Raw genomic sequence first — 24,125 nt, 5'->3', positions numbered from 1 at the left:
ACGAATCCCTCGACGTGGCGGCCCGCCGCGCGCGCATGCCCGGCCGCGGACGGCCGACCCGTCGCGTCCCCGGCCTCCTGAGTGAGCAGTCGCGTCATTGGTTATCGCTGAATCATCACTGAGGGAAAAATGCGGCCCATCTGCTGCTGATCACAGGTAATCCCGCGCAGGCTCTTGCTCAGCAAGGTTAGTAGTGATTCACTTCCCGGCCAACGGGTCCTTACTACCTCCAGGAGATCCTCATGGCCGTCGATCAGTTCGAACCCCCCGGCGCGGCTTCCGCGAGCAAGGGCAAGTCCGGCGTGCCCCGCACGAGGCGGAAGGCATGGGTCGTCCTGGGGCTGCTGGTCTGTCTCATGCTCGTGAACTTCGCCGACAAGGTCGTGGTCGGGCTTGCCGGCGTCGACATGAAGCGGGAACTGGGCCTGGACGACGCCCAGTTCGGGATCATCCAGAGCAGCTTCTTCTGGCTGTTCGCAGTGGGAGCCGTCGTCGGCGGGTGGCTCGGGGGCAAGGTCAAGGCGCGCTGGCTGCTGGCCGGCATCGCCGCGATCTGGGCGCTGAGCCTGGCCCCCATGACCGCCCAGGTCGGCTTCACGACCATCGTCGCCTGTCGGGTGCTGCTCGGCTTCGCGGAAGGCCCGACCACGGCGCTCGCGATGCAGGTGGCGCACTCGTGGTTCCCGGCCCACAAGCGTGCGGTGCCCAGCTCGATCGTCGTGGCGGGGGCGGGTATCGGCCCGCTCGTGGCCGCCCCCGTTCTGACCTGGGTGATCCTCGAGTACTCGTGGCACGCCGCCTTCGGCGTCCTGGCGGTTTTCGGTGCTGTCGTGGTCGCCCTGTGGCTGCTCGGCGGAGAATCCGGGCCGGAGGCCGCAGCGGGGCACGGTGAGGCGGGTGGCTCGGCGCCTGCGTTGCCGGAGCGGGTGCCGCTGGGGCGGCTCTTCGCGACGCCGACGCTGATCGGCATGATGCTGCTCTTCTTCGTCGCCTACGCGAACACATCCGTGAAGGTCAGCTGGCTCCCGCTCTATCTCCAGGAAGGGCTCGGCTATGAGGCGGGCACGGCAGGTGGCCTCGTCGCCCTGCCCTACCTCGGCTCGGCGATCGCCGTCATCCTCGTCGGCGTGCTGTCCCGGAACATGACGAAGCGAGGCGCTGCGAACCGCGTCACCCGCGGTGTCCTGCCCGCGGCCATGGTGCTGGTGTCCGGGGTGTGCACCATCGCCTTCTCTTCGTTGGACAGGGGGGTTCCGCAGATGGTGTTGCTGGTCCTGAGTTCGTGTCTGAACTCCGCCGGCTACGGGGTCGCGTTCGCGGGGGTCGCCGACGTCGCCCCGGCCAAGCAGCGCGGCATGGTCTTCGGTGTGATCACGGCCGTGTACAGCATGGGAGGCGTCGTCGCCCCGATCGTCATCGGCAAGCTGGTCGCGTCGGGCGAGTCCGTGGCACTCGGCTATGGCAGTGGCTTCCTCGTCCTTGGCGTGACCATGATCGTCGGGGCCCTCGCGGCGTTGTTCCTCGTGAACCCGGACCGTGACGCCGCCAGGATCGCCGCCAAAGCCTGAAGGTTCCTGTGAAGCTTTAGGAACCCGGACCTGCTCGTCGCTACGCTTGACAATCTACCTTCCTGCCATAAAAGTGAATCTCACCTAACCTCCATGTGGGGTCGGTGGGGATGTCATCGGGCCACTTCGGGCGCCGTGGAGCGCCTGCAAGCCCGCAACGAAGAAGGACGTGCCACATCATGGGAGCCCTGGACGGCAAGGTCGCCGTCGTCTCCGGTTCGGGTCGCGGAATCGGCCGCGAGATCGCCCTGAAGCTCGCCTCCGAGGGAGCCAGGGTCGTGATCAACGACCTGGACAAGGAGCCCGCGGAGGAGACCGTCGCGGACATCCTTGCCGCCGGCGGCGAGGCGGTTGCCTGCGTCGGCTCCGTCTCCGAGGAGGGCTTCGCCGAGCGGTTCGTGAGCGCGGCGGTCGACTCCTTCGGCGGGCTGGACATCATCGTCAACAACGCCGGCTACACCTGGGACTCCGTCGTCCAGCGCATGACCGACGAGCAGTGGGACACCATTCTGGACGTCCATCTGAAGGCTTCGTTCCGGATCCTGCGCGCCGCGCAGCCGTACATCAGGGCCAACCCGACCGAGTACCACCGCAAGGTCGTCAACATCTCCTCGGCCTCCGGGTACTTCGGCAATGTGGGCCAGGCCAACTACGCGGCGGCGAAGGCGGGCATGATCGGCCTGACCAAAGCCCTGGCCAAGGAGTGGGGGCGCTACAAGGTCAACGTCAACGCCGTCGCGTTCGGCTACATCCTGACCCGCATGACCGAGGTCACCGCCGCCGACAACGCCACCCTGGAGATCGACGGCCGGGAGATCAAGGTCGGGCAGAACCCGGACCGGGCCGCGAACGCGACCAGGACGATTCCACTGGGCCGCCCGGGCACCGCGGTCGAGGCCGCAGGCGCCGTCTACCTGTTCTGCACCCAGGAATCCGACTACGTATCCGGCCAGTGTCTGGTCGTCGACGGCGCACGCGCCTGACCCGCGGACCGGAGAGCGAGAGATCATGAAGCGCACCCTCTACACCGAGGACCACGAAGCGTTCCGGCAGACCGTACGGACGTTTCTCGACAAGGAGGTCGCCTCCCACATCCACGAGTGGGAGGCCGCCGGACAGGTTCCCCGCTGGGTGTTCAAGCGGCTGGGCGAGCTGGGAGCTCTTGGGTTCGACATCCCCGAGGAGTACGGCGGCCTCGGGCCGACCAGCTACAGGTTCCAGGCGATCATCCACGAGGAGGTGGCCTGGGCGGGTGCCTCGATCGGCCATCACCACGTGAACACCGGTGTCGTCCTTCCCTATCTGCTGAACATCGCCGACGACGAGCAGAAGCGGCGCTGGCTGCCCGGATGCGCCAGTGGGGACATTCTGCTGGCCATCGCCATGACCGAGCCCGGAACCGGCTCGGACCTGGCGGGAATCCGTACGTCCGCGAAGCTGTCCGAGGACGGTACGCACTACGTCCTCAACGGGGCCAAGACCTTCATCACCGGCGGTGCCGTCTCCGACCTGGTCCTGGTCGTGTGCCGCACCGCACCGTACGACCCGGACGACCGGCGCGCGGGGCTGTCCATCCTGGTCGTGCCCTCGGCGAGCGAAGGGTTCGCGGTCGGCCGGAAGCTGGACAAGATCGGCCGTCACAGCATGGACACCGCCGAGCTCTCCTTCACCGACATTCGCGTACCCGTGGAGAACCTGCTGGGAGAAGAGGGCATGGCCTTCTCCTATCTCTCGCAGAACCTGCCGCGCGAGCGGCTGTCGATCGCGGTGGCCGGTGTCGCGCAGTCGCGTGCCGCGATCAGGTTCGCGACCGAGTACGTGCGGCAGCGGGAGGTCTTCGGCAAGCCTGTGGCCGCTTTCCAGAACACGAAGTTCACGCTCGCCGAGTGTGCCGCGGAGTTCGAGGCCGCGCAGGCGATGGCCGACCGCGGTGTGGAGTTGGACGACTCCGGTGAACTCACCGCGGCCGACGCCGCGCGGATCAAGCTGTTCTGCACCGAATCGGCCGGCCGGATCGTCGACAAGTGCCTGCAACTGCACGGCGGCTACGGCTACATGACGGAGTACCCGATCGCCCGCCTCTACGCGGACACCCGGGTGTCCCGTATCTACGGCGGCACCAGCGAGGTCATGAAGTCGATCGTCGCGAAGGACCTCGGGCTGTGAGACCGGCCTCGCCGCACTGCCGCCGCCCGCCGAGCCGCAGGGGAGGACCATGTCTGCCTACGAAGGCATCACCTATCGGACGCGGGACCGCGTCGCGACCCTGACCCTGAACCGTCCCGAGGCGCGGAACGGATTCACTCCGCACATGTCGTACGAGCTGGCCGACGCGTTCCGCCGCGCCGACCGGGACCCGGCGGTACGCGTCGTGGTCCTGACCGGTGCCGGACCGACGTTCTGCGTCGGCCTCGACCTGGCTCACGACGGCAGGCGGGAGGGGCTCAGGAGGCCGAGCGAGCCGGACGACGTGGCCGCGTACGAGGCCGGCACCTACCAGGAGCCGGCCGGGCGGGTCACCTCGGTGATGCACCGGCTCAACAAGCCCGTGATCGCCGCCGTGCGCGGGGCGGCCGTCGGCATCGGCTCCACCATGCTGTTGCCCGCAGACTTCCGTCTCGCCGGCCACGACAGCCGGTTCGGATTCCCGTTCACCCGGCGCGGGATCGTCCCCGAGGGCGCCTCCGCCTGGTACCTGCCCCGCCTGGTGGGCCTGACGAAGGCGCTGGACTGGATGATCTCCGGGCGTACCGTGCCCGCCGAAGAGGCGCTCGCCGCCGGACTGTTGACCAGCCTGCATGAGCCGGACACCGTCCTCGACGCGGCGTACGACCTGGCGCGCACCCTCGCCGCACACACCGCGCCCGTCCCGGTCGCGCTCACCCGCCAGATGCTCTACCGGGCCGCCTGGGCCGACTCGCCGGAGGCCGTGCACCGGCTCGATTCACGACTGGTCTACGACCTCGCCGGCGCCCCTGACGCGACCGAGGGCGTGAGGTCGTTCCTGGAGCGCCGCGCCCCCCTCTTCTCCGGAAGGGTCCCTGACGACCTGCCGGACCACCTGCCGTGGGACGGCAACGGCACGATCTCGCCCGCGTGACCTCGGGAAGGCTTTGCGCGGGCCGTACGTCCCGCCCGCGCGCGTCCACGACGACGGAAGAAGCACCGGATGCACCTGAATCTCGTCGGCTCGGTCCGTCACCACGCCGCTGAACGCGGCCACGCGCCTGCGCTCAGCCACGGCGGTCGCACCGTCACCTACGGGGAATTGGACGTCCGAACCAATCGCCTGGCGCAGGCGCTGCTGGACGCGGTCCCTTCGGGAAGTCATGTCGGTACGCTCACCCGGACCAGGATCCACGCGCCGGAGACGCTGATCGCCTGTGGCAAGGCGGGTCTGGTCGCCGTACCCCTGAACTGGCGGCTCGACGCGTCCGAGCTTGGCGACGTGGCCCGCGACGCGGAACTTCGTGTCCTTGTCGCCGACGAGGAGTTCCTGCCCGCCGCTCGCGCGGTCCAGCAGGCCGTACCGGGCCTGCTGCTGGTGGTCACGGGGGAAGCACGGGACGAGGAGGCGGCGGGGTACGACACGTGGTTGGCCGCCTACCCGGACCACGACCCAGGCCGTGGCACGGAGGCCGACGCCCACGAGGTGCTCCTCCAGCTCTACACGTCGGGAACGACGGGGCGCCCCAAGGGCGTTCAGATCACCCACGCCAACCTCACCACGGACGAGGAGGGCCTCGCGGAGCACCTGTGGGAACCCGGATCCGTGGCCCTCAACGCCCTGCCCAACTTCCACATCGCCGGCGTCGGCTGGCTCGGTTACGCGATCCGGGCCGGAGCGCACACCGTGCTGGTCCACGGCCTCGACCCGGCCGGGCTCGTGGACGTGATCGAAGGAGAAGGGGTCACCCATACCCTTCTCGTCCCTGCGGTCCTGCACGCGCTGGTCTCGCTGCCTGGCATCGAGGGCCGGGACTTCTCCCGTCTGCGGCTCATCGTCTACGGTGCCGCACCCATCGCCCCGGCCCTGCTGCGCCGCGCGATCCATGTCTTCGGTTGCGGGTTCCTCCAGCGCTACGGCATGACCGAGGCCGGGACCGTCACCCGTCTGCTGCCGGAGGACCACGACGCCGACGGCCCTCGGCAACACCTGCTGCGGTCCGTCGGGAACACACGGACCGGGACCGAGATCAGGATCGCCGACCTCACGACCGGAGAACCGGCCGCGCCGGGCGCCGTCGGAGAGATCCAGGTCAGATCCCCGCACGTCACGCCCGGATACTGGAACCGCCCGGAGGAGAACAGCGCCTTGTTCGCGGGTGACTGGATGCGTACCGGGGACGCGGGCCATGTCGACGAGGACGGGTATCTCTTCCTCTCCGACCGAATCAAGGACATGATCATCACCGGTGGGGAGAACGTCTTCCCCATCGAGGTCGAGGCTGCGCTCGCCGAGCATCCGGGCGTGGCCGAAGTGGCCGTCGTCGGGGTCCCGGACGACCGCTGGGGCGAAGCGGTCACAGCGATCGTGGTCCCGCACCCGGGCGTCGACCGTCCCGACGCGCAGGACGTCATCGACTTCGCCCGGGCACGCATCGCCTCGTACAAGAAGCCGCGACAGGTGCACTTCGTGGAGGTCCTTCCGCGTAACGAGGGCGGCAAGGTCCTCAAGCGCGAACTCCGCAGGCGATTCTCCCCACTGGGTACGGAACTCGAGGGCCTGTAGGCACCTCCACCCTTCGGCACGTCGGGCGGCCTGTGCGTCGGTCCAGGGTCGCCGGTCTCGGCTGAGCCCGGCGACCGGGGTACCGTCCTCCGTCGAGGACCGTCGGCACCGCCTGCGGCCCGGACGCACGAGCCGCCGTTCGCGAGCCGCGGTCCACGGGTCGCGGACGTGGGGTCGGCGACGGGAGCCGCGCTACGACGGCGAGGGCTCGTCCTGCGACAGCAGCAGCGCCGTACCGATCTCCACCAGACGATCCGCGAGATCCGGTCGCTCACGGAGGCTACGGGTGCGCACGGCGTTGTCGACCGCGGTGAGCGTCGCCCCGACCACGATTCTGGCCTCGGTCGCGTCCAGCCCGGGCCGGATGTCGTCGAGCAGGCGGACCCAGAGAGCCAGGTACTCCCGCTGCGCCTGCCGCGATGCCTTCCGCTCCTTCTCCGGCAGCTGGTCCAGCTCGCCGAGGAGCAGGCCGATCAAGTGGCTCTGACTCATGGCGAAGTCGACGTACGACTCCAGCAGTTTGACGAGTACGTCGCCCGGGCCGCCCGCCGTGGCCAGCGCCCGTGCGGTCCCTGCCCGGCGTTGCTCGCCGCCGCGGGACACGGCGGCGACGAGAAGATCGGACTTCGTGGGGAAGTGCTTGTAGATGCTGGGCCCCGATGTGCCGATGGCCTCGCCGATGTCCTCCGTGCTCACCGACTGGAATCCACGCTCGTCGAACAGGCGGGTCGCCTCACCGAGGATCTGCTCGCGGCGGGACAGGGCGAGCTGGGCGTAGCTGCCCGGCGAGGCCGAGGCGACCGTGTCGCTCGGGGAACTGCCCAGAATGCAGTGGGCGGCCGTGTGTGCGAGACGGTGCAGGAGCCGCTCGAAGCGGCGACGCGGCAGCGACGACCGGTGCCACGAGATCGATCCGTAGACCGACATCACCGCCGAGGCCAGCAATTCCCCGTCGGCGGAGTCGAGGTCGGCACGCTCCGCGCGGATCAGCGCGGCGATCCTGTCGATGATGTCACCGAGGGTGCGGCGCAGGTCCGCGCGGTTCTCTGCCGACAGGTGGCGGGCCTCGCGCTGCCAGACAACCGCCGAGCCGCGACGCTCCACGCTGCGCACCGCGGACGACTGAAGGTACGCCTCGAGGCTCTCCGCCTCCTGGGCCGCCGCCGCGATCGAGGAGATGCTGCCGGTGACCACGTGGAGCAGCAGGTCGGGCTTGCCCCGGAAATGACGGTAGAGGGCCGGCGCGGTGATGCCCACCGCTGCCGCCACATCGGCCACCGAGACATTGTGGTAGCCGCTCTCACAGAAGAGGTCGGACGCGGCGGAGACGATCCGGGCCTTGCGGTCGGGAGGCCGTCGCGTGGCCGTACGACCGGAGCCTTCTGTGCGCATGTCCTGTCGCCCCTCGCCGTCGACTGCCGACCATCGATCAATGGTAAGGCATGGCTGATCATCACGTTAGGGGCGGATCACTTGATGCGACCCCCGAAGGGGCAGGATGTGTGGAGGAGCGGATGCCCACGTCGTCGTCACTGGGTGTAAATGGTTAACGCCTATGCACCGGAAGCGTGTCTGGGGCATCGTCGACTTGGCACTCAGTACCTTTACTTTCAGGCACTGAGTGCCATAGCGTGCGGATGCGTCGCCGCGATGGTGCGACGCTCATCAGTCGAGTGGAGCGTGCAGCCGCACCGGAGCCTGGGATTGCTCTGAGCCCTGCGGCCCCCCGCATCTGTCCAGTGGGATGGCGCCCCGTGGGCGCGCCACCGTCCGGGCCGTGCCCGCAGTGCCGTCGGCCGGGCCGAAAGCAGCGGCACCCGCTCGGCGTCATCGAGAGGGCATCGAGACATGCGTCAGTTCACGAGGGTCGGCGTCGTCGGCTGCGGCCTGATGGGATCGGGCATAGCCGAGGTCTGTGCACGTGCCGGCTTGGACGTAAGGGTGGCGGAGCACGGCGCGCAGGCCCTGACGGCGGGCCGTTCGCGGTTGAGCGAGTCCCTCGAACGCGGCCTGCGTACCGGGAAGTTGAGCGCAGAGGAGCGCGAGGATGCCCTGAGCAGGATCTCGTTCACGACCGACCTCGCCGAGTTCGCCGACGTGGACCTGGTCATCGAGGCGGTCGCCGAGCGGCTGGACGTCAAGAAGGCCGTCTTCCATGCGCTCGACCAAGTGCTGGCGGACCCGCACACGGTCATCGCCTCCAACACCTCGTCCATTCCCATCATCGACCTCGCCGCCGTGACCAGCCGGCCCGAGCGGGTGGTCGGCGTCCACTTCTTCAATCCCGTCCCCGTGCAGCGGTTGATCGAGGTGATCCCCACCCAGCTGACCTCCCCCGAGGTGACGGACAGGGTCACGACCTTCGCCGAGGCGAAGCTGGGCAAGACCGTCGTGCGCGCTCGAGACAGGGCCGGGTTCGTCGTCAACGCCCTGCTGATCCCCTACCTCGTGTCTGCTGTACGGATGCTGGAGTCGGGCGTCGCCTCCGCCGAGGACATCGACAACGGCATGGTCCTCGGCTGCGCGCACCCCATGGGCCCCCTGCGGCTGCTCGACCTCATCGGTCTGGACACCGCCCAGTCCATCGCCGAGTCGATGTACGAGGAGTTCAAGGAGCCCCTGTACGCGCCACCGCCGTTGTTGCGCCGGATGGTGGCCGCCGGGGCGCTCGGGCGCAAGGCGGGTCGCGGCTTCTACAGGTACGGCTCCTGAGGGCATAGGCAGTGCCCATCGTGTACGAGGGCATCCAGAGCCGGTCGGAGGCAGCCGTACGGCCTCGGGGGCGGCCTCTCCTTCAAGTTAACACCCAGCAACCTATCGAGATCCTGCAACGCCCCCATTGGGGCTTGACCGCAGTGCAGCGATGAACGAAAGTGAATCTCCAGTTACCTAGATGACGTTCCATGGCGGGGCTGCTCAGGCCGCCTTTGTCCGTCCCTCGCCCCCGGAACAGCCCAGGATTGGTGTTGCCATGTATCTGACTCAGTCGCTGCACCGCGCCCTGCAGCAGGCACCGGAGCGGACGATGACGGTCTGCGGCGACCGTGTCCGCACGACCCGTGAGGTCGCCGAGCGGGTGGCCCGCCTGGCCGGCGGCCTGCGCGGGCTGGGCGTGGCTGAGGGCGACCGGGTGGCCGTCCTGGCCATGAATTCCGATCGGTACCACGAGATCTTCTTCGCCTCCTGGTGGCTCGCGGCCGTGGTGAAGCCGGTGAACACCCGCTGGAGCACCGCCGAGATCGTCTACGCCCTCAATGACTCCGGGGCGAAGCTGCTGCTCGTCGACGAGGCTTTCGCGGCCATGCTTCCCGCGCTGCGTGAGAGCTGTCCGCAGCTCGCTGCCGTGGTCCACTGCGGGGACGGCCCCGCGCCGGAGGGCGCGGCCGACTACGAGACGCTGATCGGCCGGTCCGAACCCGTCGAGGACGTGCGTGCGGGAGGCGACACGCTCGCCGCGCTGCTCTACACCGGCGGTACCACCGGATCGCCCAAAGGCGTCATGGTCAGCCACCAGGGCCTGCTGACCTCCGCTCTCGGTACGCAGGTGACGCTTCCAAGCGCGGTGCCCGGCGGCTGTCTGCTGGTGGCGGCGCCCATGTTCCACATCGCCGCGCTCTCCAGTTGGATGGGACAGAATCTCGTGGGCGGCACCTTCGTCTTCCTGCCTGGGTTCAGCCCCGAAGGTGTGCTCCAGGCGATCGAGCAGCACCGGGTCACCTCCCTCGGGCTGGTTCCGACCATGATCCAGCTGCTGGTCGACCACCCGCAGGCCGGGCAGCGCGACCTGAGCAGCGTGCGCCGGGTGAGCTACGGCGCCTCCACCATCTCCGAGGCGGTGCTCACGCGCGCCATGAAGGTCTTCTCCCGGGCCGACTTCAGCCAGGGATACGGAATGACGGAGACCGCGATCATCACCATGCTCGGCCCGGAGGAGCACCGGGCGGGCGGGCGGATGCTGCGCTCCGCCGGCCGCGTCGCCGCGCACTGCGAGGTCCGGATCGTCGGCCCCGACGGCTCGGAGATGCCCCGCGGCGAGGCGGGTGAGCTGCTCTGCCGCGGCGGCAGCCTCATGCTCGGCTACTGGAACAAGCCGGCGGACACCGCCACCGCGCTGCGCGACGGATGGATGCACACCGGGGACGGCGCGTACATGGACGAGGACGGCTACGTCTTCATCACCGATCGCATGAAGGACATGATCATCACCGGCGGGGAGAACGTCTACTCCGCGGAGGTGGAGAACGCCCTCGTGCGGCACCCGGCTGTCGCCACCTGCGCCGTCATCGGGCTGCCGGACGCCCGCTGGGGCGAGCGCGTGCACGCCGTCGTCGTCCTCCGCCCCGGTGCCGCCGCGACCGAGGACGAGCTTCGAGCCCACGCCAGGGAGCTGATCGCCGGGTACAAGGTCCCGCGCAGCATGGAGTTCGTCGACGAGCTTCCGGTGTCGGGCGCCGGCAAGATCCTCAAGCGTGAGCTGAGGGCCCGGCGTTCCGGACAGGGGCCGTCGAGCTGACCGATCGAGTCAGCGGCCGATCGAACACCACCCGCATGCTCACGATCGGCAGACCGGCACTCCGTACCGGTGACGTGCGCGCGGAGGCTGTGCCGTCCCCGGACCCGCCGGCCGCCCGGTGACGGGCGTCGGCACCTCGCTGCCCGACAGCGGGTTCGACCCCGAGCGGGTGCGGCGGTGGGGACATCAGGTGGGCGGCGCCGCGGAGGCCGTGGCCGCGGCACCGGCGGATTGAGGACACGTAGGTCGACAGGCGGTGCCGTCCAGCGGCACCGCGAAGAAGCACGCGCCTCTCGAGGCGGCAAGGAGCAGGAGAGAGTGATGACGACGGAGACCTTCCTCACGGAGGACCGGCTGGCGATCCAGGCGATGGCGCGGGAGTTCGTCGCCAAGGAGGTGCTGCCGGTCGCCAATGAGCTGGACCCGGTGGCCGGTGAGATCCCGATGGAGCTGCGCGCGAAGATGGCCGACCTCGGCTTCTTCGGCATCCTGATCCCCGAGGAGTACGAGGGTCTCGGCCTCGGCGTCTCGGAGTACGCGATCGTCGTCGAGGAGCTGGCGCGCGGCTGGATGAGCGTGGCCAGCCTGATCGCCCGCGGGCAGCAGTTCGCTCACGGCTTCGACGAGCAGCAGAGGGACGAGTACCTGCCGCTGATGGCCCGCGGTGAGTTCCTCAGCGCCTTCGCGCTCTCCGAGGCGGAGGCGGGTTCGGACGTGGCCAACATGAGCTGCCGGGCCGAGCGTGAGACGGACGGCGGCTGGCGGATCACGGGCCAGAAGATGTGGTGCACCTTCGCCGACGGCTCGGACTACCTCCAGGTGTTCGCCCGTACGGAGCCCGCGGACCCGGCGCACCGCTCGCGGGGCATCACGTGCTTTCTGATGCCGAAGGAACGCGGCGCGCTGCCGGAGGGCGTCACCGGCAATCCGGTCCGCAAGATCGGCTACCACGGCTGGAAGACCTGGGAGCTGTCGTTCGACGACGCCCGGGTGGAGCCCGGCATGATCGTCGGCGAGGAGGGCAAGGGTTTCAAGATCGCCATGGGTGATCTGGTGATCGCCCGGATCCACACCGCCGCCCGCGCGATCGGCCTGGCCCGTGCGGCCCTTGAGGACTCCGTCGAGTACGCCAAGACTCGGGTGCAGTTCGGCCGGCCGATCGCCGAGAAGCAGGCGATCCGCTTCAAGATCGCTGATATGGCCACCCAGATCGAGGCGTCCCGTGCCCTGCTGTACCGGATCTGCGCCGACTACGACGCGGGGCGCCCCTCCAACCTCCAGGCTTCGATGGTGAAGCTGCACGCCACGGAGATGGCCGAGCGGGTCACCAGCGAAGGCATCCAGATCCACGGCGGCGCCGGCTACACCACCGACTTCGCAGTGGAGCGGTACTGGCGCGACGCACGCCTCACGAAGATCTTCGAGGGGACTTCGGAGATCCAGATGAAGATCATCTCCGACACTCTGCTCGGCCGATGAGCTCGCCCTCCGCCGCCGGTCCGCTGACCGGACTGACCGTCCTCGATCTCAGCAGGGTGCTCGCCGGTCCGTTCGGCACGATGCTGTTGGCCGAACTCGGTGCCACCGTGACCAAGGTCGAGCCGCCGGCCGGCGACATGACCCGGGCCCAGGGGCCGTTCGCCGACGGCGACGAACTCAAGGCGTACGGCGGCTATTTCCAGAGCGTCAACCGCAACAAGCGCGGCATGGTGGTGGACATCTCCGTGCCGGAGGGCGCGGAGGTGGTTCGACGGCTGGCCGCGTCGGCCGACGTGCTGGTGGAGAACTACCGAGCCGGCGTGATGGAGAAGTACGGCCTGGGCTACGAAACGCTCGCCGAGATCAACCCCAAGCTGGTGTACACAGCCATCCGCGGCTTCGGCGATCCGCGCACCGGAGCGAGCCCCTTCCAGGACTGGCCCAGCTACGACATCGTCGCGCAGGCCATGGGCGGCCTCATGGGCATCACCGGACCCGTCGGCGGCCCGCCACACAAGGCGGGACCGGGCCTCGGCGACATCATCCCGGCGCTCTTCTCGGTTGTCGGCATCCTCGCCGCGGTACGGGAGGCCGAGACCACGGGGCGCGGCCGGTTCGTCGACGTCGGTCTGTACGACTCGGTGCTCTCGGCCTGCGAACGGATCGTCTACCAGCACTCCTACCAGGGAGTGGTCCCGGAGCCGGAGGGCAACGGCCACCCCCTGTTCTGCCCGTACGGCGTCTTCCCGGCCGCCGACGGTTGGATCGCGCTGGCCGCGCCGGGCGACAACCACTGGGCGCTGCTGTGCGAACTGATGGACCGTCCGGAGCTCGCCACCGACCCCCGGTACGCCACCAACGTCAGCCGGGTGGCGCACAGCGCCGAGGTGCGGGAGAGCGTCAGCGCCTGGACGTCCGCCCGGGACCGCGCGGCGATCGGCGAGGTACTGGGAGGGCGCATCCCGGTCGGCCCGGTCAACACCGCCGACACCATCTTCACCGACCCGCATGTACGCGCTCGCAACATGCTGGTCGAGGTCGAGCAGCCCGGTCTGGAACGAACGGTCACCATCGCCGGCAACCCGATCAAGTTCGCCGGCCGTGCGGAGGCCACCCCTCGGCGGGCGCCGCTGCTCGGTGAGCACACCGACGAGGTCCTGCTCGGGGCCGGATACACGGCTGAGGACATCGAACGGCTGCGCCGCGACGGTGCCGTCCGGTGACGCACGGCGGTGCCATTCGCCGAACCACCGACAAGGAGGAGAACCGACATGGGAAGCCTGGAGGGCCGCATCGCGGTCGTCACCGGCGCGGGTCGCGGTCTGGGCCGCGAGCACGCGCTGCTGCTCGCGAAGGAAGGCGCCGAGGTCGTCGTCAACGATCCTGACGCCGGCCCGGCGCGGGAGGTCGTCGACGAGATCACGGCCGCTGGTGGCAAGGCGGTGGCCGACACCGGCCGCGTCGACGACTTCACCGCGGCCAAGGCTCTGATCGACCTCGCGGTCGACACTTTCGGCGGGCTGCACATCCTGGTCAACAACGCCGGCATCACCCGCGACGCCACCATCGTGAAGATGACCGAGGCCGAGTGGGACTCGGTCATCGCCGTACACCTCAAGGGCCACTTCAACACCCTCCACCACGCCGCCGCCCACTGGCGGGATCAGGTCAAGGCATCCGGGGCCCCGGTCATGGCATCGGTGATCAACACCTCGTCGGGGTCGGGCCTTCGCGGCAACCCCGGCCAGCTCAACTACGCCGCCGCCAAGGCCGGCATCGCCGCCATGACGATCGTCGCCGCGCGGGAGCTGGAGCGCTACGGCGTCCGCGTCAACTCCATCTCCCCGGTCGCCCGTACCCGGATGACCGAGGAGACCCCGGGCCTGGCGGAGAAACTGGCAGCCCGCGAGGGCGCGTTCGACACCTGGCACCCCGGCAACGTCTCCCCGCTCGTCGCCTGGCTGGCACGCGAGGACTGCAGGGCCAATGGACAGATGCTGATGATCCGCGGCGGGCGGATCGACGTCTACGACGGCTGGACCGTGCGCGAGACCCACGAGAACGACGGCCGCTGGACCGACAAGACCCTCGACACCGCGCTGGGCCACCTGCCCGCGACACCGCCCACCCTCGTCGCCGCGGTCTGAAAGGCAGACATGTACACCACGCACATCGGTCACTCGACGGCCGACTCGATCGACATCTACGGCTACGACCTGTGCTCCGAGATCATCGGGCATGCCACCCTGGCCGACCTCGTCTTCCTGGGAGCGCGCGGACGCCTGCCCGAGGGCAACGAGTCGAAGATGCTCAACGCCCTCATGGTGGGCATCGCCGAGCACGGCTTCACGCCCAGCTCCATGGCCGCACGGCTCACGTGGCTCGGAGCGCCCGAGGCGACACAGGCGGCCGTCGCCGCGGGGCTCCTGGGCGCCGGGAGCGTCTACCTCGGTGCCATGGAGCTCACGGCCCGCATGCTTCAGGAGGCGCTCGCGGCGGCTCCCGAGGGGCAGGAGGACGGCGTCACCGCGGCCTCGATCCTCGACTCGTACGCCGCCTCCGGCGAGAAGGTTCCCGGCTTCGGCCACCCCACCCACCGCCCGCGCGATCCCCGAACGGCCCGCTTCTTCGAACTGGCCGGGCAGTGGGGCTTCCTGGGCGAACACAGCCTCCTTCTCCAGGCCGTGCATGCCGAGATGGAACGCCGGCGCGGCAGGCTCATCACACTCAATGGGGCAGGCACGTTCGGTGCGGTCCTCGCCGACCTGGGCTTCGACTGGCAGTTGATCCGGAGTGTCGTCGTGGCGGCGCGAGCCGTCGGTCTCGTCGGTCACATCGCCGAGGAAGCCACGCGCGGCACCGCGGACAGCAACGCCCAGGCGCTGTTCCGGCACGTCGAGAACCACACCGACTACCAGCCGAAGCGCTGACGCCGCCACCAACGAAGGGAGACTCCATGGCGGTCACCGCCGACATCCTCGCCCACTGGGCGCACAGCTATCGGCCCGACGCCGACGACCTCGCGCTCGCCGAACGGTCTCTCCTGGACACCCTTGCGGTCACCCTGGCAGCCCGCGACCACGAGTTGGCATCCCTCGTGGCGTCTCTCCCGGACGCGGCCCGGTGGGCCGCGGTCGGACACGTCCTCGACTTCGACGACGTGCAGATCGAGGCGACCAGCCACGTCAGTGTGGTCATCGTCCCCGCGGTGCTCGCCGTCGGCGGCGACGCCCGGGCGTACCTGGCCGGCGCCGGCGTGATGGCGCGTCTCGGTACCTTGCTCGGCTGGCGGCACTACGCCGCCGGCTGGCACGCCACGTGCACGGAGGGCGCCCCCGCGGCGGCCGTGGCGGCAGGCGTGGCTCTCGGGCTGTCCCCGGAGCGGCTGGCCGTAGCCATGGCCCTGGCTCTGCCCGCCGCCGGTGGCGTGCAGACCGCGTTCGGAACGCACTGCAAGTCGCTCCAGGTCGGGTTCGCCGCGGAGGCGGGTGTCCGTGCCGCGCGCCTCGCCCAGGCCGGCGCCACGGCCGATCCGCGTGCGGTGGACGACTGGCTGCGGCTGGTCGGTGGTGTGGGCGGAGACCTGCCCGGCACCGGCTCAGCCGTCCCCGGTGGCCTCGCGGTCAAACTGCATCCCTGCTGTTATGCCATGCAGCGTCCCATCGCCGCCATTCGCGAACTCGTGGCGGCTCACGGCCCGATCGACCCGGGGCAGGTGCGACGGATCACCGTCACCACCCCCGAGGCGAGCATGCAGCCCCTCATTCACGACCGGCCCCGTACCGGCCTCGAGAGTAAGTTCTCCATGCCGTACGCGATCGCCACTGCACTCCTCGACGACTTTCCCCGGTTCGACAGCTTCACCGACGAGGCCGTGAAGCGCCCTGAGGTCCGACGGCTCATACAAGCCGTCGACGTGATCCGTACCCCTGGCGGTGACGACCTGCTGTGGGGTGAGGTGGACATCCGACTGGCTCTCGCGGACGGCACTGTTCTGCGCTCCACCCTGGCGCTGCCGCCCGGTGCCCCGCTCCGAGCCCCGGGCCGGACCGATCTGGAGGCCAAGTTCGTCGCCTGCGGAGCGGATGTCCCGGACCTCCTGTCCGTCCTCGATTGGCAGTCCGCACGGACAGTTCTGGACAGGGCGGTCCCGGGCCGGTGACGGGGCTCACGACTCCACGCAGCTATGGACATACTGGTTATCGTGAATTAACTTTTTCAGTGCTCCGTCAAGGCTGTGAGTGCTCTTGCGTCTCATGGGTGGCGGCGTGATTGCGAGAGAACTCGTTCACTTCCAGAGCTCACAGGGAGAACCATGGCCCTCGCCCGGCACACGAACATGCCCGCGACACTGGACATCCCGAACGTCGGTGCGGACGCCCTGCTGGCGGGCGCCGCGCGCGCCTACCCGGAGCGCTACGCCCTGCTCGACGGCGAGGAATCGCTCACGTTTACCCAGCTCCATGACGCCGCGCTGCGCGTCGCCTTCGGGCTGCGCGAGCGCGGTCTGGCACCCGGCGACGTCGTCGCTCTGCACATGCCCAACACGTACTGGTACATCGTCGCGTACTACGGGGCCCTCTGCGCCGGTGTCGCGGTTGCTCCGATCAACCCGGCGCAGCCGGCAGGCGCACTGCGCTCTCAGCTCGCGGACTGTGGTGCACAGGCGGTCTTCACCCACCCCGCCAACGCGGCCGCCCTCACCGAGGCCGCGGGCGAGAGCATCCGCTTCGTCGTGCACGTCCCGGGATCCGCCACCTCACCCGCCCCCGCGGACGCCGTCCTCCCGCAGGGCTCCCTCCCGCTCTCCGAGCTCCTGGCCGGCGATCGGCTGGAGGGCTACGCGGTCGACCCGGATCTCGTCGCGCACCTGCAGCTGACCGGCGGCACCACAGGTCGGACGAAGGCTGTCCGGGTGCTCCACCGCAACCTGGTGGCGAACGTCGTCCAGACCGGCTGCGTACGCTCCTGCTCGCTGCCGAGTCTGGACGAGTCCGGTGGCATCCGGGTCACGCGCGTCGAGGACCCCGCACCGAAGTCCATCACCCCGGGCGAAGGCGCCAGCATCGCCATCGCCCCGCTGTTCCACGGACTGGGCCTCGTCGGCCACAACGCCAACACTCTGCTCGGCACCACCTCCGTGATCACCGGCGGCCGATTCGACGCCGACCAGTTCATCCGGGACATCGAGACACATGGCGTGACGCACATGGGCGGCTCCCCGGCCATGTACTACGGCATGCTCCGCAGCACCGTGCTGGACAAGCACGACCTCTCGTCGATCCGGCTGCTCACCTCCGGGGCGGCACCGATCGACACCAACGCCCTGCGCCGGCTGCGTGCGCTGCTCCCGGACGCCGGCGTCCACGAGGGCTACGGACTCAGCGAGGCCACCATGGGCCTGACCCTCGCGGCACCCGGCGCGGAACTCGAACCGCCGCTCGGCAGCGTCGGGTCCCCACTCCCTAACACGCGGCTCCAGATCCGCGCCGAGGACGGCACCACCGTGCTGGAGCAGGGGGCCGTCGGTGAGGTCTGGGCGAGCGGCCCGCAGATCACCGACGGCTACCAGGGCGAACCGGAGCTGACGGCCGAGCAGTTCGTCGACGGCTGGCTCCGCACCGGAGACCTGGGCCGGCTCGACGAGCACGGCTTCCTGTTCCTGGTAGGCCGGGCGAAGGACATGCTCATCTACAAGGGCTACAACGTCTACCCGCAGCCACTGGAAGAACTGCTCTGCGGGCACCCGGCCATCGCCCAGGCCGCCGTCGTGGGCCGCCCGGACCGGGCGCTCGGCGAAACGCCTGTCGGCTTCGTCCAACTGCGCCCGACGCACGCCGCCGAGGCGGCACGGGGCCAGGAGTTCCTTGACGAGGTGATGGCGCACGTGGCCGCACAGGTCGCTCCGTACCAGAAGGTCCGCGAGCTGCACATCGTCGACGTCCTGCCCCTCACGCCCACCGGCAAGGTCCTCAAGACCGAACTGCGTCAGCGGCTTCGGCCGCAGGAGTGACGACCCACCCCGCACCACCCGAAACGCGAGAAACGAGGAAACGCCGGTGGATCCTACGGAGTTCAAGGCCGTACTGGAGGCCGTGCGCCGCTTCGTCCGCGAGGACGTCGTCCCGCGAGAGCGGGAGATCGAGACGAACGACGCGATGCCGGCCGAGATCCGTCGCAAGGCGATCGGCATGGGCCTGTTCGGATACACCCTCCCGGAGGAGTTCGGCGGCATGAACGCCTCCGTGGAGGAGGATGCCAGGCTCTGCTTCGAGTTCGGCTACACCACCCTCGCCTTCCGGTCGATGTTCGGCACCAACATCGGCATCGCCGGACAGGTGCTGGTGAACTACGGCTCGCGGGAGCAGCAGGAGACCTGGCTGCCGCGGCTCGCCGAGGGTGCGGTGGCCTCCTTCGCGCTGACCGAGCCGGAAGCCGGATCGGACCCGTCGGGGGTGAAGACCCGCGCGGTGGACACCGGTGACGGCTTCTACGAGATCAGCGGCAGCAAGCGGTTCATCACCAACGCCGGACTGGCTGATGTGTTCATGGTCTTCGCCCGCACCGGAGAGGGGCAGGGCACCGACGGCATCTCCTGTCTGCTCGTGGAGAAGGGGACCCCTGGCCTCACCGTCGGCCCCAAGGACGTCAAGACCGGGCAGGCGGGCGCCTACACCCACGAGGTCTTCTTCGACAACGTCCGTGTCGCGCACTCCGCCCTGATCGGCGGGATGGCCGGCAAGGGCTTCAGCGCCGCGATGCGCTCCCTCGCCAAGGGCCGGGTCCACGTGGCCGCGCTCGCCGTCGGTCAGGCCACCCGCGCACTGGAGGAGGCGGTCGAGTACGCCAGGACCAACAAGCAGGGCGGCGAGCCGATCGGCCGCTTCCAGCTCGTCCAGGCGATGCTCGCCGACTGCCGCGCCGAACTGGACGCTGCCCGCGCCCTGGTGCTCGAGGTGGCCCGCAAGTACGACACCGGCGAGGACACCAAGATCGGTCCGTCCTCCGCCAAGCTCTTCGCCACCGAGGCCGCCTACCGGATCGCCGACCGCGCCGTGCAGATCCACGGCGGCATGGGCTACATGCGGGAGACCACGGTCGAACGCATCTCCCGAGACTTGCGCGTCCTGCGGATCTACGAAGGCACCAGCGAGATCCAGAAGACCATCATCGGCCGCGCACTGCTGCGCGGCTGAACCATCACTCCGCATCGAAGGACGAGCAGCAGATGACCACCACGCCGGACCTGGACTACACCGATCCGTCCGACCACGACAACGCCACGCGCGGTCTGGTCGACAGCTTGGACCCCTGCGTCGTGCACAACCCCAAGGGCCGCGTCGTGTGGGACAACGAGCGGTGGGGCTTCCTCGACGTGGACTGCCCCGACACCGCGCACCCCAGCCTGTGGCGCCAGGGACGGCTCAACGTGCACCAGGGCCTGTTCGAGATCGCGCCGGGCGTGTACCAGCTGCGCGGTCTCGACGTCTCCAACATGACGATCATCGAGGGCGAGACGGGTGTGGTGGTCGTCGACCCGCTGCTCTCCCGGGACGTGGCCGAGGCGGGCCTGGAGCTCTACCGCCGGCACCGCGGCGACAGGCCCGTCAAGGCGGTGATCTACACCCACAGCCACGCCGACCACTTCGGCGGCGTTCTCGGCGTCACCTCGTTCAAGAGCGTGGCAGCCGGCGCGTGCGCCGTCGTTGCCCCCGAGGGCTTCATGCACCACACGGTCAGCGAGAACATCGTCGTCGGCCCCGCGATGCGCCGCCGCGCCGACTACATGTACGGCACCCGGCTACCGGTGGGCCCCGAAGGCCAGATCGGCTTCGGCCTGGCGCAGGCGTCCTCCACCGGCAGCGTCGGCCTGATCCCGCCCACTTTGACCGTCACGAAGACCGGCGAGGAACTGGTCCTGGACGGTGTGCGGATGGTCTTCCAGATGACGCCGGACGCCGAGGCGCCCGCGGAGATGAACCTCTACCTCCCGGAACAACGGATCCTGCTCATCGCCGAGCTCGCGACTCACACCCTGCACAACGTGCTGACGCTGCGCGGCGCCCTGGTGCGCGACGCCCACGCCTGGGCGGCGTACCTCACCGAGTCGATGCAGCTCTTCGACGACGCCGAGGTCCTCATCGCCTCCCACCACTGGCCCACCTGGGGCCGCGAAGCGGTCGTGCGGATGCTGACCGAGCAGCGCGACGCCTACGCCTACATCCACGACCAGACGGTACGGCTGATGAACCGAGGACTTACCGGCCCGGAGATCGCCGAGGAGATCCAGAGCTTCCCGGGCGAACTGGGCCGGGCCTGGAGCGTGCGCGGCTACTACGGCTCGATCAGCCACAACGTCAAGGCCGTGTACCAGCGCTACCTGGGCTGGTACGACGGCAACCCCGCGCATCTGTGGCAGCATCCGCCGGTCGAGCGGGCTCAGCGGTACGTCGCCGCGATCGGCGGCGCCGACAGCGCCGTGCACCACGCCCGCGACGCGTTCGAGGGCGGCGATCTGCGCTGGGCGGCGGAGCTGCTGAACGACGTGCTGTTCGCCGAGCCGGGGCACGAAGCTGCTCGTGAGCTGCAGATCGCCACGTACGAACGGCTGGGCTTCGCACAGGAGAACGGCACCTGGCGCAACATCTATCTGACCGGTGCCCAGGAGCTGCGCGAGGCCGGAGCCGGGGCCGAGGCTCAGGAGCGGCAGGACGGGTCCGGCGGGTCGGGCAACGACAGCCTCGACATGGTGGCCGCCCTGTCCGTGCGCCAGGCTTTCGAGTGGATGGCCGTCCGGTTGGACGGGCCGCGCGCCTCCGCCCACCGACTGCTGATGCGCTGGGAGTTCACCGACAGCGGTCAGGTGTGGACGCTGCTGGTCGGCAACGGCGTGCTCACACCGATGCGCGGCGACGCGCCCGGCGGAGAGCAGCCGCAGCTGACGATCCGTCTGGACCGCGCCGAGTTCGACCGGATCCTGTCCGGCCGCACCTCGTTCGCCGACGTCGCCGCCTCGGGAGCGCTCGCTCTTGACGGCGACTCCGGCGTGCTGACCACCTTCCACGGCCTGCTGGAGCGGCCCCCGCGCCGGTTCCCCGTGGTCCTGCCGTGAAGCCCGCACGTACCCCGCAGCCGTGAACTCTTCCCGTACCCCGCAACCCGTGAAGGATCCTGCGATGCCCGACATCGTCGTACACGACAAGCTGTGCATCGGCGGCCGGTGGGCCGAGCCCGCCGGCGCCGAAACCATCGACGTGGTCTCCCCGGTGACCGAGGAGGTCGTGGGCCGGGTGCCGCACGCCGCTCCCGCCGACGTGGACAAGGCCGTAGCCGCCGCCCGTGAGGCGTTCGACCACGGCCCGTGGCCGCGGATGACCCCCGCCGAGCGGGCCGCGGTCGTGGCCCGGATCAAGGACGGGCTGCTCGCCCGCCACCAGGAGTTGGCCGAGCTGGTCACCCTACAGAACGGCTCACCCATGTCGTTCTCCGTGCAGGGCCAGGCGCTGTCCGCCGTCGGCGTCTACGCCGCCACCCTGGCCGCCGCCGAGGGGCTGGTGTGGGAGGAGGAACGGCAGGGTCTGTCCGGTCCGCTGCTCGTACGGAAGGAGCCGGTAGGCGTCGTCGCTGCGATCACTCCGTGGAACGTGCCTCAGATGACGATCGCGGGCAAGCTCGCCCCAGCGCTGCTCGCCGGCTGCACCGTCGTGCTCAAGCCGTCCCCTGAGACGCCGCTGGATGCGTATCTGCTGGCGGAGGTCTGCATGGAGGCTGGGCTGCCCGAGGGCGTGCTCAGTGTGCTTCCGGCCGGCCGGGAGACCGGCGCGTACCTGGTGGCGCACCCCGGCATCGACAAGGTCGCCTTCACCGGCTCGGTGGCGGCGGGCAGACAGATCATGGCCGCCGCCGCCCAGAACCTCACCCGGGTCACGCTGGAGCTCGGTGGGAAGTCCGCGGCGATCTTGCTTGAGGACGCCGACGTGGACCGCGCGCTGCGCTTCCTGATCGCCGGCTCCTTCGCGGCCAACAGCGGGCAGGCGTGCGTGGCGTTGACTCGGATCCTGGCCCCGGCCTCGCGCTACGACGAGATCGCCGAGAAGCTCACCGCGGCGGTCGCCGGCCTGAAGGTGGGCGACCCCGCCGACCCGGCCACCGTCGTCGGCCCGATGGTCACCAAGGCCCAGCGGCGGCGGAATCTCGACTACATCCGTATCGGTCAGGAGGAGGGCGCCAAGATCCTCGCGGGTGGTGGCGTCCCCGAGGGCCTGGACACCGGCTGGTACGTCGAGCCGACGCTCTTCGGCGATGTCGACAACTCGATGCGGATCGCGCAGGAGGAGATCTTCGGCCCGGTCGTGTGTCTCATCCGCTACCAGGACGAGGAGGAGGCGATCCGGATCGCCAACGACTCCGAGTTCGGCCTTGCGGGCACGGTCTGGGCGGGCGACGTGGCGCACGGCACCGAGATCGCCCGCCGCATCCGCACCGGCACGTACTCGGTGAACTGCCAGAAGTTCGACGTCGCCGCCCCCTTCGGCGGCTACAAGAACTCAGGCATCGGCCGCGAGTTCGGCCCGGAGGGCCTGGCCGCGTACCTGGAGACCAAGACCGTCCACCTGCCGTCCCCGGCGAAGTCCTGACCCCGCGGACCGGAGAAGGAAAGACTCATGCGCGCAGCAGTACTCAACAGCACCGGTGACGACACCCTGGAGGTCCGCGAGATCACCACCACTGCCGTCGGGCCGGGCCGGGTCCGGGTGAAACTGCACCGGGCCGGCCTCTGTCACTCGGACCTGTCGGCGATGAGCGGAGTGCTCCAACACCCGGCTCCGTTCGTTCCCGGCCACGAGGGCGCGGGCGAGGTCGTCGAGATCGGCGAGGGCGTCGCCCACGTCAAGGCCGGCGACCGGGTCGTCGTCTGCTGGATGCCGCCCTGCGACAGATGCCCGTCCTGCCGGGTCGGCGAGGGCCACCTGTGCCGTAGCGGATACGCCAACATCGCCAAGCCCGGCTTCGCGGACGGAGAGCAGACCTTCCCCGGCCTGCTGGGCTCCGGCACCTTCGCCGAGGAGACGGTGATCAGCGCGGCGGCGGCGGTCCCGATACCCGACGACCTGCCGTACGACATCGCCGCGCTCATCGGTTGCGGAGTCACCACCGGCATCGGCGCCGCCCTCAACACCGCCAAGGTCAAGCCCGGCTCGTCGGTGGTCGTCGTGGGCCTGGGCGGCGTGGGCATCAGCATCGTGCAGGGCGCGAAGGTGGCAGGCGCGGACCGGATCGTCGCCGTGGACCCGACGCCGGGACGCCGGGAGCTGGCGCTGAAGTTCGGCGCCACCGAGGCGGTCGCACCGGAGGAGCTGGAGGACGCCAGGAAGCGTCTGACCGACGTCTTCGGTTTCGACTACGCCTTCGAGGCGGTCGGCCAGCCGGCCACGTTCAAGGCCGCCTACCGCGCGGCGCGGCCCGGTGGCACGGTCTGCCTGGTCGGCGTCGGCGCGCAGAGCGACATGCCGGGCATCAGCATGGCGGAACTGGTCGGGTCGGAGAAGAAGATCCTGCCGTCGTTCTACGGCGGGGGCGACGTGCGCCGCACCTTCGAGACGATCATCGGGCTGTGGCGTGAGGGCCGGGTCGACCTGGCCTCGATGATCACCCACCACGTGCCGCTGTCGGACGTCAACGAGGCGATCCGTCAGATGCACACGGGTGAAGCGCTGCGGACGGTCATCGACATCGCGTGACACGTCGGGGCGGGGGGGGGGGCCCGGGGGGGGGGGGGGGGCGGCGGCCGACGAGCGGGAGGTGCGGGGCGTGGGTTTGGGAGCGGGGAGGC

18 protein-coding genes are annotated in these 24,125 nt (G+C 69.8%); 17 read left to right on the top strand and 1 reads right to left on the bottom strand.

Annotated elements, in window-relative coordinates; genetic code table 11:
* The first annotated feature begins 356 nt into the window (after positions 1-356).
* The 5 genes from ACWGN5_RS10535 to ACWGN5_RS10515 all read left to right on the top strand — a co-directional run bounded on the left by ACWGN5_RS10535 (position 357) and on the right by ACWGN5_RS10515 (position 6,300).
* On the top strand, positions 357-1,568 hold the full coding sequence (locus ACWGN5_RS10535; protein ID WP_453513300.1) for an MFS transporter: 1,212 nt from the start codon (positions 357-359) through the stop codon (positions 1,566-1,568).
* A 179-nt stretch (positions 1,569-1,747) separates the two neighbouring features.
* Positions 1,748-2,551 (top strand): SDR family NAD(P)-dependent oxidoreductase, encoded by an 804-nt coding sequence (locus ACWGN5_RS10530; RefSeq protein WP_453513298.1) that lies wholly within the window; start codon positions 1,748-1,750, stop codon positions 2,549-2,551.
* A gap of 25 nt (positions 2,552-2,576) precedes the next feature.
* Positions 2,577-3,734: an acyl-CoA dehydrogenase family protein gene (locus tag ACWGN5_RS10525; protein ID WP_453513296.1), complete on the top strand. Its 1,158-nt coding sequence runs from the start codon at positions 2,577-2,579 to the stop codon at positions 3,732-3,734.
* A gap of 49 nt (positions 3,735-3,783) precedes the next feature.
* Positions 3,784-4,668, top strand: a complete 885-nt coding sequence (locus tag ACWGN5_RS10520; RefSeq protein ID WP_453513295.1) for an enoyl-CoA hydratase-related protein — start codon at positions 3,784-3,786, stop codon at positions 4,666-4,668.
* 69 nt (positions 4,669-4,737) lie between these two features.
* Positions 4,738-6,300 carry a long-chain-fatty-acid--CoA ligase gene (locus ACWGN5_RS10515; protein ID WP_453513293.1) on the top strand — a complete coding sequence of 521 codons (1,563 nt, stop codon included), beginning with the start codon at positions 4,738-4,740 and terminating at the stop codon, positions 6,298-6,300.
* 192 nt (positions 6,301-6,492) lie between these two features.
* Here ACWGN5_RS10515 and ACWGN5_RS10510 read toward each other — a convergent pair whose 3' ends face one another.
* Complete coding sequence (locus ACWGN5_RS10510) at positions 6,493-7,692, bottom strand: TetR/AcrR family transcriptional regulator (protein ID WP_453513292.1); 1,200 nt, start codon at positions 7,690-7,692, stop codon at positions 6,493-6,495.
* A gap of 456 nt (positions 7,693-8,148) precedes the next feature.
* On the opposite strand from ACWGN5_RS10510, the gene ACWGN5_RS10505 reads away from it, so the two are divergent.
* The 12 genes from ACWGN5_RS10505 to ACWGN5_RS10450 all read left to right on the top strand — a co-directional run bounded on the left by ACWGN5_RS10505 (position 8,149) and on the right by ACWGN5_RS10450 (position 24,033).
* Positions 8,149-9,012, top strand: a complete 864-nt coding sequence (locus ACWGN5_RS10505; protein ID WP_453513289.1) for a 3-hydroxybutyryl-CoA dehydrogenase — start codon at positions 8,149-8,151, stop codon at positions 9,010-9,012.
* Positions 9,013-9,271: 259 nt separating this feature from the next.
* Positions 9,272-10,813 carry an acyl-CoA synthetase gene (locus ACWGN5_RS10500; RefSeq protein WP_453513288.1) on the top strand — a complete coding sequence of 514 codons (1,542 nt, stop codon included), beginning with the start codon at positions 9,272-9,274 and terminating at the stop codon, positions 10,811-10,813.
* A gap of 321 nt (positions 10,814-11,134) precedes the next feature.
* Positions 11,135-12,292 (top strand): acyl-CoA dehydrogenase family protein, encoded by a 1,158-nt coding sequence (locus ACWGN5_RS10495; protein ID WP_453513287.1) that lies wholly within the window; start codon positions 11,135-11,137, stop codon positions 12,290-12,292.
* A complete protein-coding gene (locus tag ACWGN5_RS10490) occupies positions 12,289-13,515 on the top strand; it encodes a CaiB/BaiF CoA transferase family protein (protein WP_453513284.1) in 1,227 nt (408 codons plus the stop codon). Before ACWGN5_RS10495 ends, ACWGN5_RS10490 begins: the two co-directional genes overlap by 4 nt.
* Before the next feature lie 48 nt (positions 13,516-13,563).
* A complete protein-coding gene (locus ACWGN5_RS10485; protein ID WP_453513282.1) occupies positions 13,564-14,439 on the top strand; it encodes an SDR family oxidoreductase in 876 nt (291 codons plus the stop codon).
* Positions 14,440-14,448: 9 nt separating this feature from the next.
* The gene (locus tag ACWGN5_RS10480) at positions 14,449-15,222 is read left to right on the top strand and encodes a citryl-CoA lyase (protein WP_453513280.1); all 774 of its coding nucleotides are present in this window, start codon (positions 14,449-14,451) and stop codon (positions 15,220-15,222) included.
* 26 nt (positions 15,223-15,248) lie between these two features.
* The gene (locus ACWGN5_RS10475; RefSeq protein ID WP_453513277.1) at positions 15,249-16,454 is read left to right on the top strand and encodes an MmgE/PrpD family protein; all 1,206 of its coding nucleotides are present in this window, start codon (positions 15,249-15,251) and stop codon (positions 16,452-16,454) included.
* Between the two features lie 153 nt (positions 16,455-16,607).
* On the top strand, positions 16,608-18,305 hold the full coding sequence (locus ACWGN5_RS10470; protein ID WP_453513275.1) for a class I adenylate-forming enzyme family protein: 1,698 nt from the start codon (positions 16,608-16,610) through the stop codon (positions 18,303-18,305).
* Positions 18,306-18,351: 46 nt separating this feature from the next.
* Entirely contained in the window at positions 18,352-19,488 is a 1,137-nt protein-coding gene (locus ACWGN5_RS10465; protein ID WP_453513274.1) for an acyl-CoA dehydrogenase family protein, read from the top strand.
* Positions 19,489-19,520: 32 nt separating this feature from the next.
* Positions 19,521-21,404: an alkyl/aryl-sulfatase gene (locus tag ACWGN5_RS10460; protein WP_453513272.1), complete on the top strand. Its 1,884-nt coding sequence runs from the start codon at positions 19,521-19,523 to the stop codon at positions 21,402-21,404.
* Between the two features lie 64 nt (positions 21,405-21,468).
* Positions 21,469-22,929: an aldehyde dehydrogenase gene (locus tag ACWGN5_RS10455; protein WP_453513270.1), complete on the top strand. Its 1,461-nt coding sequence runs from the start codon at positions 21,469-21,471 to the stop codon at positions 22,927-22,929.
* A 27-nt stretch (positions 22,930-22,956) separates the two neighbouring features.
* A complete protein-coding gene (locus ACWGN5_RS10450; RefSeq protein ID WP_453513268.1) occupies positions 22,957-24,033 on the top strand; it encodes a zinc-binding dehydrogenase in 1,077 nt (358 codons plus the stop codon).
* Positions 24,034-24,125 lie beyond the last annotated feature (92 nt).

The organism is Streptomyces sp. NPDC055815 (assembly GCF_053616475.1).
This window is presented reverse-complemented; position numbering and strand designations above follow the sequence as displayed.

Coding starts and splice junctions, on each gene's coding strand:
- ACWGN5_RS10525 (WP_453513296.1), top strand. CDS start 2,577: ATGAAGCGCACCCTCTACACCGAGGACCACGAAGCGTTCCGGCAGACC.
- ACWGN5_RS10500 (WP_453513288.1), top strand. CDS start 9,272: ATGTATCTGACTCAGTCGCTGCACCGCGCCCTGCAGCAGGCACCGGAG.
- ACWGN5_RS10470 (WP_453513275.1), top strand. CDS start 16,608: ATGGCCCTCGCCCGGCACACGAACATGCCCGCGACACTGGACATCCCG.
- ACWGN5_RS10450 (WP_453513268.1), top strand. CDS start 22,957: ATGCGCGCAGCAGTACTCAACAGCACCGGTGACGACACCCTGGAGGTC.
- ACWGN5_RS10460 (WP_453513272.1), top strand. CDS start 19,521: ATGACCACCACGCCGGACCTGGACTACACCGATCCGTCCGACCACGAC.
- ACWGN5_RS10455 (WP_453513270.1), top strand. CDS start 21,469: ATGCCCGACATCGTCGTACACGACAAGCTGTGCATCGGCGGCCGGTGG.
- ACWGN5_RS10520 (WP_453513295.1), top strand. CDS start 3,784: ATGTCTGCCTACGAAGGCATCACCTATCGGACGCGGGACCGCGTCGCG.
- ACWGN5_RS10530 (WP_453513298.1), top strand. CDS start 1,748: ATGGGAGCCCTGGACGGCAAGGTCGCCGTCGTCTCCGGTTCGGGTCGC.
- ACWGN5_RS10490 (WP_453513284.1), top strand. CDS start 12,289: ATGAGCTCGCCCTCCGCCGCCGGTCCGCTGACCGGACTGACCGTCCTC.
- ACWGN5_RS10485 (WP_453513282.1), top strand. CDS start 13,564: ATGGGAAGCCTGGAGGGCCGCATCGCGGTCGTCACCGGCGCGGGTCGC.
- ACWGN5_RS10535 (WP_453513300.1), top strand. CDS start 357: ATGCTCGTGAACTTCGCCGACAAGGTCGTGGTCGGGCTTGCCGGCGTC.
- ACWGN5_RS10495 (WP_453513287.1), top strand. CDS start 11,135: ATGACGACGGAGACCTTCCTCACGGAGGACCGGCTGGCGATCCAGGCG.
- ACWGN5_RS10505 (WP_453513289.1), top strand. CDS start 8,149: ATGCGTCAGTTCACGAGGGTCGGCGTCGTCGGCTGCGGCCTGATGGGA.
- ACWGN5_RS10480 (WP_453513280.1), top strand. CDS start 14,449: ATGTACACCACGCACATCGGTCACTCGACGGCCGACTCGATCGACATC.
- ACWGN5_RS10510 (WP_453513292.1), bottom strand. CDS start 7,692: ATGCGCACAGAAGGCTCCGGTCGTACGGCCACGCGACGGCCTCCCGAC.
- ACWGN5_RS10475 (WP_453513277.1), top strand. CDS start 15,249: ATGGCGGTCACCGCCGACATCCTCGCCCACTGGGCGCACAGCTATCGG.
- ACWGN5_RS10515 (WP_453513293.1), top strand. CDS start 4,738: ATGCACCTGAATCTCGTCGGCTCGGTCCGTCACCACGCCGCTGAACGC.